Below are 8,691 nucleotides of genomic sequence, written 5' to 3' on the forward strand. Positions count from 1 at the left end.
ATGTCCTGCCGCAACGCATTCAGAGTACAGGAGTTCTTCATGGACGGGCTCTTAGCTTTGACTCTCCGGTCCCGAGGCGCACATCTGCTTCCGACGCGCCGGGGGTTGCTCGATGCGGTCGTACGACAATGCCTCTGCCGCGAAAGATGATCCTGAATTCGCAAATAGCCAAGGCCAGCCGATCGGTTCGGATTGTACATTTGGCTGCCGGGATTGAGCGTATCGACGAGTTGCCGCCCAGCGCCGCTCCCTGCGCCGGATCTTTGAGCGTTCTGCTGATGGCTTGGGACAAGGGATCGCCTTGCGGCGGTCCAAAGGACCCCGAACTGGCACCGGGGTTATGCGGAGATGAAGCGGAACGTGCTGCCCGTTCGCTCAGCATAGCCTACGCCGGGATAGGGCCAATGGTACCCGAGCATCTTGATCTTCTCGGCTGCCACACGGTCCAGGATGCTGCGGCGGGTGCTGAGGGCGATCTCCGGCTCGGTATCGAAGCCGAAATGCCAGTCCGGATGTTCGAAGAAGACAAGGTTGCTCGTGACCACGTCGCCGTTGATCAGCAAGGGGTCGCTGCCGGCCAGCTCGAACGAGACGTGGCCGGGCGTATGGCCGCGAGTCGCCACGACCCGCATCCCTGGCACGATCTCATCGCCGGGCCTCACGAGGGCGAGGCGATCGCCGATGGCCCCGAGATCGCGCTGCGAGCCGCGGGCAAAGGCGTGCAATGCAGACGGAAGCGTCTGTTCATAGTTTCGGTCCGTCCAGTAGGCGTACTCCGCTTCGCTCACGATGTACTGGGCGTTCGGGCACAGAAGCCGTCCGTCGGGTCGGATCGTGCCGCCGGCATGGTCCGGATGGACATGCGTGAACACGACCTTGGTGATGGCGCCAGGGTCGACGCCCGCCGCCCTCAGGTTGCGTTCTAGCGCACCGGCGCTCGCCTGGAATTTGTCTCCGGAGCCGAGGTCGACGAGGATGAGGTCGTCTCCGCTCTGGATGAGCGGAATGTTCACGTGAAAGGGTGCCTCCTCCGCGTTTCCTCCCAGCCGGGCGAGGATGGCTGGCCGATCGGATCGTGGGGTGTCCGGGAGGATGACCTCCGCCGGAAGCATGATGAATCCGTCGCTGAACACCCGGATGCCGAACGCGCCGTGCGAGAACGCGTGAGGTGCCACCTGCGGCGGGCCGGACGACTCATCCCGGTCGTTCGGGCGTGTGATGTATCCAGCCGCGATGTTGCTCGCGTCGAGGCGGCGAGACGGACCGACCGTGTTGGAAGGCGTCATGACCCTCTCATTGCTCGTGCTTTCATTCTCGTTCAGCCTTGGTAAACCTCCCCTTTCGAACCGCCGGGCGGTGGCCAAGCCGATGGCGCTATTTGCGCCGGTGATCACGGCGACTTTCCCGTCGGGCCGACCCATGATGCGATCTCCTGGCAGGTTGCGATGGTGGTCAGTCCAACCTTCTGGGGAGGTCACACCCCAGCATAGACGAGGCGGGTGAACAGGTCGGGGCCGATGACGAAGCCGCCCCATTTCGCGTCGTAGGGTGTCGTGGGCTTGGCCGCGATCACCTCCTGCAGCGGCATGCCCTTCCGCTTCAGCACGGCCACGGCCTCGCGCACCTCGACCAGCATATCGCGGAATTCCTGCAAATCCTGTCGGTTGCCAACCGGCTGGCCATGCCCCGCGATGACGATGGTGTGGCCGGTCGTCGCCGCCAGATTTGCCTCGGCCGCGCGGATCGAGCCGTTTATGCTGCCGCCGGTGGAATAGTCGATGAAGGGATAGACACCGTTCCAGAAGGTGTCCCCGGTGTGCAGGATATCGGGCTCCACGAAGCGTACGGAGATGTCGCTGTCGGTATGCGCTGCGCCGTAGTGGCGCAACTGCAGCGTGGTGCCGTTGGTCCGCAGCGCGTGCTCTTCCGCGAAGACCTCCACCGGCAGGCCACCGGGCGGTAGGGCGGGAAAGTCATAGGACCAGTCTTCCACCCGCTGCGTGGTCGAAAGGTGCTTGCGGGTGTTTTCATGTGCCAGGATCCGAGCGCCGACCGAATGCAGCCAGGTATTGCCGTCGGCATGGTCGAAGTGCCAATGGGTGTTGATTAGCTGCGTCACAGGCTCAGCGCCGAGTTTGGCAAGCGCGCCCGTCATTTGCCGCCGCGAGACGCCGATGCCCGCGTCCACCAGCAGCTTGCCGTCTGGTCCGGTCAGCACCGCGACGTTGCCGCCGGAGCCTTCGAGCACGGCGACGCCGCCGCGCAGCCGGTAGACCGTGATCGGCGCCTGTGCCGCTTCCGCCCTGATCATGTCTACGATCCCCCGAGCCTCGGCGAAGGCCTGGCGTGGGGTCAGCCAGGCGCCAGACGCGACAAGAGCCGGCGCGCTCAGGCAGCAGAGGCAGAAGACGCGGCGCGAGGTCGCCGCTCGGCGGGGCATTGTCATGGCGTCTCCGGTTGCGCAGCTACCTGCGCCTGCTGGGAAGGTTCCTGCCACGCGGCCTTAAGCGACGAAGCTCAGCAGCTCCGCATTCGCCCGGTCCTTGAGCGTAGTGCACATGCCACGCGGCGCGCCGTCATAGATCTTCAGCGCCGCGCCATGGACCATCTTTGAGGACAGAATCGCCGAGGCGGCGCCCCGGATCATAGGCCCAAATCGGAAAGACTTGGATGGTCGCTGGGCCGCGGCCCGCTCCGGTCCCAGTGGAACAGGCGCTCGGCCTCGGTGATCGGCAGGTCGTTGATGCAGGCGTGACGTGCCCGCATCAAACCCCGCTCGTCGAACTCCCAGTTCTCGTTGCCGTAGGATCGGAACCACTGGTCGGCCTCATCGCGGCACTCGTAGGCGAAGCGGACGGCGATCCGGTTGTCGGTGAATGCCCAAAGCTCCTTGATCAGGCGGTACTCACGCTCGCGCTCCCATTTGCGGGCAAGAAACTCAATGACCGCGGGCCGCCCCTGCAGGAACTCGCTGCGGTTCCTCCAGCGGCTGTCGACCGTGTAGGCGAGCGCGACGCGCGCCGGGTCGCAGGTGTTCCAGCCGTCCTCGGCAGCCCTGACCTTCTGGATGGCCGTCTCACGCGTGAACGGCGGTACGGGCGGGCGAAACTCGGTCATGTCGGTTCCCTCCGTGTTCATATTCCAGTGCTCAGGACAAGCGGAGAAAGGCCAGCAGGTCCTCGTTGAGCCGGTCCTTCAGGACCGTGGCCATGCCGTGCGGCGCACCCTGGTACACCGTCAGCGTGGCGCCGCGGATCATCTTCGACGACCGCAGGGCCGCGGCCTGGATCGGCACGATCTGGTCGTCGTCGCCATGCAGCACGAGCGTCGGCACGTCGAACCGCTTGAGGTCCTCGGTGGTGTCGGTCTCCGAAAAGGCCTTGATGCAGAAGTAGGAGGCCGGGAATCCGGCCATCATGGACTGCCGCCAGAAATCATCCCGCACGCCTTGCGAGACCGTCGCCCCGGGCCGGTTGTAGCCGTAGAAGGGCAGGCTCAGCTCCTTCCAGAACGCCGAGCGGTCGGCCGCCACGGAGGCGCGCAGCCGGTCGAAGGCCTCGATCGGGGTGCCGAGAGGGTTGGCCGGCGTCTTGAGCATCAGCGGCGGGATGGCGCTGATCAGCACCGCCTTGGCCACACGGCCGGTGCCGTGGCGCCCGATATAGCGCGCCACCTCGCCGCCGCCGGTGGAGTGGCCGACATGCACCGCGTCACGCAGGTCGAGCGCCTTCACGAGCGCGGCGAGGTCATCGGCGTAGGTGCTGAGGTCGTTGCCGTTCCACGGCTGGCCGGAGCGGCCATGGCCGCGGCGGTCGTGGGCGATGCAGCGGTAGCCGCGCGAGGCCAGGTAGAACATCTGGTCTTCGAACGCATCCGCGGTCAGCGGCCAACCATGGCTGAAGACCACCGGCTGCCCGAAGCCCCAGTCCTTGTAGTAGATCTCGGTGCCGTCCTCGACGGTGATGGTTGGCATGATGGTCTCCTCGGATCCGGGTTGGGGGGGCGGGTCGACCGCGTGGAGCGCATGCGCCTGCTCAGCGCGGCGCTACCTTCTGGTCAAGGAAGTCGCGGATCATGGGCGCCATGACGTCGAGCTTGTCCTCAAGGGCGAAGTGCCCCGTGTCGAGGAGGTGCAGCTCGGCAGCCGGCAGATCGCGCTGGAAGGGATGCGCGCCCGCGGCTGGGAAAATCTTGTCCTTGGCGCCCCAGGTGATCAGGGTCGGCGGCTGCCGCTCGCGGAACCAAGCCTGGACCTCCGGATAGAGCGGCAGGTTGGTTCGGTAGTCGTAGAACAGGTCGAGCTGGATCTCAGCATTCCCAGGGCGGTCGAGCAGCGCCTGATCATGCACCCAGTTGTCCGGCGCGATGCGGGAGACGTCGCCCACCCCGTCGGTGTACTGGAACTTCGTGGTTTCCGGCGCGACGAGGAAGCGCAGCGCCTCGCGGCGCGCAGCCGAGCCGTCCGCCCAATAAGCCTTGATCGGGTTCCAGAACTCGCCGAGCCCCTCCTCGTAGGCGTTGCCGTTCTGCACGATCAGCCCGGCGATTCGCTCCGGCTGCGCAAGCGCGAGGCGCCAGCCGACTGGCGCGCCGTAATCCATGACGTACATGGCGTAGCGGCGCACCCCGATCTGGTTGAGCAGGGCGCCGACGAGTTCCCCGTACCGGTCGAAGGTGTAGGCGAAGGTGCTGCGGTCGGGCATCGCACTCTGGCCGAAGCCTGGGTAGTCCGGCGCGATCACCCGGTAGCGGCCGGCGAGCGCCGGGATGAGGTTACGGAACATATGCGACGAGGTCGGGAAGCCGTGCAGGAGCAGCACGGCCGGCGCATCGGCGGGACCTGCCTCGCGGTAGAACATCTCCACGCCGTCGATGACAGTGGTCCGGTGATGGGTGACCACCGGGGCTGCGCAGGCCGGGGGCGCTGCGCTTGCAGTCCGCGCCGCGCCCACTGCGGCCGCGGCGGCGAAGACGCCAGCGCCGCCGAGCAGGACAGCGCGGCGTTTCCGGCGGTGGATTGCGTCCGCCTCCGGGTGCGCCGGTTCGGCTTCTGGCGCCTGTCTTAGCGAAGGAAGGATGTTGCTCATGGATGTCCTCCTGACCATGGGATGACGGTAGGCTCCACGGCGGCACGGAATCCTTGGCGAAAGTCTGCGGAATCCTGGTTTTTGCTGTCGCGATCACTGGCCCTCGGCATTACGCAGGTTCCCGGATGAAGGCGCGGCGACGCTTGGCGCAGGACGCTGCCCATGCCTCGCCACGGTGTAGGGCGGGGCAGGCCGCAAGTTCTCCAGCGCGGCTCGCTGGCTACTGGGATCTCCACTAGTGGAGAGCGAGGCCTTCCCGATTTCTCAAGCGGCCGGTTTTTTCCCGCGGGTCACGACGGCGGACGCCTGGGCGCCGGCGCTATTGCCTTTGAGGCGCCCAATTGGCGATGCTGCGGCCGCTGGCGGCAGGGAGGCGAATGTGCCTGCGCAAGGGCCGGTCTACGCGTATGGGCGCTTGGAGATCGATCTCGGCCGTCGGGAGCTGCGCGCGCGCGGCACGCCCGTCGCCCTCGGAGACCGCGCCTTCGAGATCCTCGCAGTGCTGGTCCAGTCCGCAGGCGATCTGGTCACCAAGGAACGGTTGATGCGCCGCATCTGGCCGGGCGCGGTGGTTGAGGAAAACACGCTGGAGGGCCACGTCTCGGCGCTCCGCAGGGCGCTTGGCCCGGACCGGGAGATATTGAGGACAGCCTATGCGCGCGGCTACCGACTCATGGGCACGTGGGCGGTCGCGCCGGAGGATGCTCCGGCTGGTGCCGCGGTGCCGAAAGGCCCAGCGACCCCGGCGCCCCGGCATCCCCGCAGCAACCTCCCGGCAGCGGGTTCGGACCTCATCGGCCGGGCCGTCGCCGTGCGGCATGTGCTTGAGCTCCTAGCCGCTCATCGCGTCGTCACGCTTACGGGCGTCGGCGGGATCGGCAAGACGAGGTTGGCACTGGAGGCCGCTCGCGGCATCTCGGAAGCCCTCCGGGACGACTTCCACCTCTGGTTTATCGAGCTCGCCTCGCTGAAGGACGGGAGCCTCGTGCCCTTTGCAGTGGCGCGCGCAATCGGGCTGGCGCCCGGCGCTGACGCCTCCTCCGCCGAGGCCGTCACCCAGGCAATCGGCGACGCAAGGACGCTCCTGGTCCTCGACAACTGTGAGCATGTGATCGACGCGGCCGCCGCGCTGGCGGATACGGTCCTACGACTCTGCCCGCGCGCGACCGTGCTCGCCACCAGCCGGGAGTTGCTGCGCATAGACGGGGAGCACGCCTATCGCGTTCCCCCGCTCGATCTCCCGGCGGAGCGGGTAGACGCGGATCGCCTGCTCGACTGCGGCGCGACGGCGCTCTTCATCGCGCGAGCCCGGGCGCTCGAAGCCGGCTTTTCCCAGGGGAGCGGTGACGCCGCCGCGATCGCCACGATCTGCCAGCATCTGGACGGCATCCCGCTCGCCATCGAATTTGCCGCTGCGCGGGCGGCATCGATCGGGGTCGGGCAGGTCGCCGCCGGCCTGGGCGACCGCTTCGGCCTGCTGACCGTCGGCCGGCGTACAGCGGTACCGCGGCACCAGACCCTGCGCGCCGCCCTCGACTGGAGCTACGAGCTGCTGCCGGACGGCGAGGCGGCCGTGCTGCGCCGCCTCGCCGTCTTCGCAGGCGCCTTTCCGCTCGAGGCCGCTATCGCGGTAGCGGGGAATACTGCCCGGCAGTCGGTCGTGGACTGCCTCGCGGGCCTTGTCGCCAAATCCCTCGTCGTTGCCGATCTTGGGGGCCCCGCCCCGCACTACCGCCTGCTTGAGACGGTCCGCGCCTACGCGCATGAGAAGCTGCAAGGCGCCGGCGAGCAGCCACAGGTCATGCGACGCCACGCCGAGTATTACTTGGCGCTTTCCGCGCAAGCCGAAGCGGAGGGTGAGACGCGGGCCGAGGCGGATTGGTCGGCGGCTTATGGGCGGCACCTGGACGACTGGCGCGCCGCCCTCGACTGGGCCTTTTCCCCAGACGGCGACGCGGCGATCGGCCTAGCCTTGACCATTGGCCTCTTGCCGGTCTGGTTCAAGTTGTCGCTGATGGGCGAGTGCCGCAACCGCGTCGCAGCGGCGCTGGCCTGTCCGCGCCTCGAGCCGGACCTCCGCAGTTCCATGCGGCTCAACGCTGCGCTGGCCGAGGCGCTCTTCTACACGGACAGGGGGGCGGTGCCCGATGTCGCCGCAGCCTGGGACACCGTGCTCACGAACGCCGACCGGCTCAATGACGTCGAGCATCGGCTCTGGGCGCGGTGGGGGTTATGGCTTCACCAAATGGTCCGCGGCACATTCCGCGAGGCGCTTGCTTCCGCGCGTAGCTTCCGCAATCTGGCAGCCGACCCCGCCGACCTCGCGGCCGGCGACCGCATGCTCGGCTTCTCGCTGCATTTCCTTGGGGAGCAGGCGCAGGCCCGCAGTCAGCTCGAGGCCTCGCTCGCGCGGCGCCTCGGCGGGGCGGCGCGCCCGACAATTCGGGTGCCCTACGACCAGGGGCTGGCGACCCGTGCCTATCTGCCTCGCGTCCTTTGGCTGCAGGGGTTTCCAGAGCGGGCGATGCGCGCTGCCACGGAGGTGGTTCGGGATGCGCGGGAGGGCGGCCACTGGCTCGCCTTCTCCGTCGCGCTCGTGCAAGCGGGATGCCCCGTCGCGCTGCTGACCGGGGACCTGCGGACGACTGAAGAGTTCGTCGCTGCGCTGATCGACACGGCGACCGCGCATGGCCTGGGTTTCTGGCGCGCCGAGGGCCGCTGCTACGAGGGGATCCTGCGCGCCATGAAGGGAGATGCCACGGGCGGACTGGAGACGTTTCGCAGGGCGGTTCAAGAGTTGTCGGACCACGGCACCGGCATGAACCTCTCCGGACACCTTGCGGGAATGGCGGGCGCCCTGGCGGGCACCGCGGAGGCGACCCATGGCGCGACGCTGGTCGAGGAGGCGCTGTGTCGAGGCGAGAGACACGAAGACCGATGGTGTGTTCCGGAGCTGCTCCGCCTGCAGGGCGAGTTCCTGCTGCACGCAGGGGCGCCCGACACCGAGGCCGAGGCGCTGTTTCGGCAGGCGCTCCGGTGGGCCGGTCAGCAGGACGCCCCATCCTGGGCGCTGCGATCGGCCACCAGCCTCGCCCGCTTGTTGCGGAGCAATCAGCGGCTGGACGAGGCACGGGCCGTGCTCGCGCCGGTCTACGCTGCGTTCAACGAGGGCCAAAAGACAGCCGACCTCATGCTCGCTGAGCGCCTTTTGCTAGCGATTGGCCGAACGGGCCAGGAACGCCCGAGGGAACCTCGGCGCAAGCCTTCGCCGCCGCGCTTGACGGCCCTGTCGCAATGATCTCGGACGACAGTTTGGTGCATCGTCGTTCCGAAAAGCCGTTGCTCCGAGCCCGCACGCCAGCTCCAAACCCAGCCCAAGCAGAAACACCGAGCCAAGCCGAATAAGCGAGCCTTATTGCATGTGAAAGACGCATGCCGCGACGGGCCGAGATACCTGTCGAATGCGCTTCTGCCTGCCCCACCATCACGACCGCAATCTCACGACACTGGCCCCAACACGCGAAAGGCCAGCCCCGAGGCCCACCGGCATCCTCCCGCCATCGAGGACAGCAGAGGGGAGCCTCCCCATGGCGTACAGGATCAG

General features: G+C 67.6%; 6 protein-coding genes. 1 reads left to right on the top strand and 5 read right to left on the bottom strand.

Annotation, left to right across the window (positions count from 1 at the left end; all coding sequences use genetic code 11):
- Nucleotides 1-338 precede the first annotated feature (338 nt).
- The 5 genes from AC5JJ1_RS05715 to AC5JJ1_RS05735 all read right to left on the bottom strand — a co-directional run bounded on the left by AC5JJ1_RS05715 (nucleotide 339) and on the right by AC5JJ1_RS05735 (nucleotide 5,087).
- The gene (locus AC5JJ1_RS05715; protein WP_495784145.1) at nucleotides 339-1,421 is read right to left on the bottom strand and encodes an MBL fold metallo-hydrolase; all 1,083 of its coding nucleotides are present in this window, start codon (nucleotides 1,419-1,421) and stop codon (nucleotides 339-341) included.
- A gap of 53 nt (nucleotides 1,422-1,474) precedes the next feature.
- Nucleotides 1,475-2,311: an MBL fold metallo-hydrolase gene (locus tag AC5JJ1_RS05720; RefSeq protein WP_495784146.1), complete on the bottom strand. Its 837-nt coding sequence runs from the start codon at nucleotides 2,309-2,311 to the stop codon at nucleotides 1,475-1,477.
- A 332-nt stretch (nucleotides 2,312-2,643) separates the two neighbouring features.
- Nucleotides 2,644-3,117 carry a nuclear transport factor 2 family protein gene (locus tag AC5JJ1_RS05725; RefSeq protein WP_495784147.1) on the bottom strand — a complete coding sequence of 158 codons (474 nt, stop codon included), beginning with the start codon at nucleotides 3,115-3,117 and terminating at the stop codon, nucleotides 2,644-2,646.
- A 31-nt stretch (nucleotides 3,118-3,148) separates the two neighbouring features.
- Nucleotides 3,149-3,973 carry an alpha/beta fold hydrolase gene (locus AC5JJ1_RS05730; RefSeq protein ID WP_495784148.1) on the bottom strand — a complete coding sequence of 275 codons (825 nt, stop codon included), beginning with the start codon at nucleotides 3,971-3,973 and terminating at the stop codon, nucleotides 3,149-3,151.
- A gap of 61 nt (nucleotides 3,974-4,034) precedes the next feature.
- Nucleotides 4,035-5,087, bottom strand: a complete 1,053-nt coding sequence (locus tag AC5JJ1_RS05735; protein ID WP_495784149.1) for an alpha/beta fold hydrolase — start codon at nucleotides 5,085-5,087, stop codon at nucleotides 4,035-4,037.
- 415 nt (nucleotides 5,088-5,502) lie between these two features.
- Between AC5JJ1_RS05735 and AC5JJ1_RS05740 the strand changes: the two genes are divergently transcribed.
- Nucleotides 5,503-8,385: an ATP-binding protein gene (locus tag AC5JJ1_RS05740; RefSeq protein ID WP_495784150.1), complete on the top strand. Its 2,883-nt coding sequence runs from the start codon at nucleotides 5,503-5,505 to the stop codon at nucleotides 8,383-8,385.
- Nucleotides 8,386-8,691: the final 306 nt, after the last annotated feature.

The organism is Belnapia sp. (genome assembly GCF_059504005.1).

Coding starts and splice junctions, on each gene's coding strand:
- AC5JJ1_RS05715 (WP_495784145.1), bottom strand. CDS start 1,421: ATGGGTCGGCCCGACGGGAAAGTCGCCGTGATCACCGGCGCAAATAGC.
- AC5JJ1_RS05720 (WP_495784146.1), bottom strand. CDS start 2,311: ATGATCAGGGCGGAAGCGGCACAGGCGCCGATCACGGTCTACCGGCTG.
- AC5JJ1_RS05725 (WP_495784147.1), bottom strand. CDS start 3,117: ATGACCGAGTTTCGCCCGCCCGTACCGCCGTTCACGCGTGAGACGGCC.
- AC5JJ1_RS05730 (WP_495784148.1), bottom strand. CDS start 3,973: ATGCCAACCATCACCGTCGAGGACGGCACCGAGATCTACTACAAGGAC.
- AC5JJ1_RS05735 (WP_495784149.1), bottom strand. CDS start 5,087: ATGAGCAACATCCTTCCTTCGCTAAGACAGGCGCCAGAAGCCGAACCG.